At 54.3% G+C, this 495-nt stretch carries 1 rRNA gene; it reads right to left on the reverse strand.

The annotated features are described in order from the left end of the window. Nucleotides 1-495: ribosomal RNA gene (locus ACTHS4_RS11585) — 16S ribosomal RNA — on the reverse strand; the annotation flags it as partial.

The raw sequence follows: 495 nt of genomic DNA on the forward strand, positions 1-495 counted from the left end.
GTGTATAAGAGACAGGACTACTGGGGTATCTAATCCCTTTTGCTCCCCTAGCCTTCGAGCCTCAGCGTCAGATGTTGTCCAGTAGCTCGCCTTCGCCACGAGTGTTCCTATCGATATCCACGCATTTCACTGCTACACCGATAATTCCAGCTACCTCTCCAACCCTCAAGCACGTCAGTATCGGATGCAGTTCCGGGGTTGAGCCCCGGGATTTCACATCTGACTTACCACGCCGCCTACGCTCCCTTTACGCCCAGTGATTCCGAACAACGCTCGGGACCTTCGTATTACCGCGGCTGCTGGCACGAAGTTAGCCGTCCCTTCCTCTTCCGGTACTATCAACCCTGTTCGCTATTAACGACCAGGTCTTGCTCCCGGATGACAGGAGTTTACAATCCGAAGACCGTCATCCTCCACGCGGCGTTGCACCATCAGGGTTGCCCCCATTGTGAATTATTCTCGACTGCTGCCTCCCGTAGGCTGTCTCTTATACAC

Origin of the sequence: Neisseria sp. P0014.S009, assembly GCF_051958155.1 — a bacterium.
Lineage (GTDB): Bacteria > Pseudomonadota > Gammaproteobacteria > Burkholderiales > Neisseriaceae > Neisseria > Neisseria flavescens_C.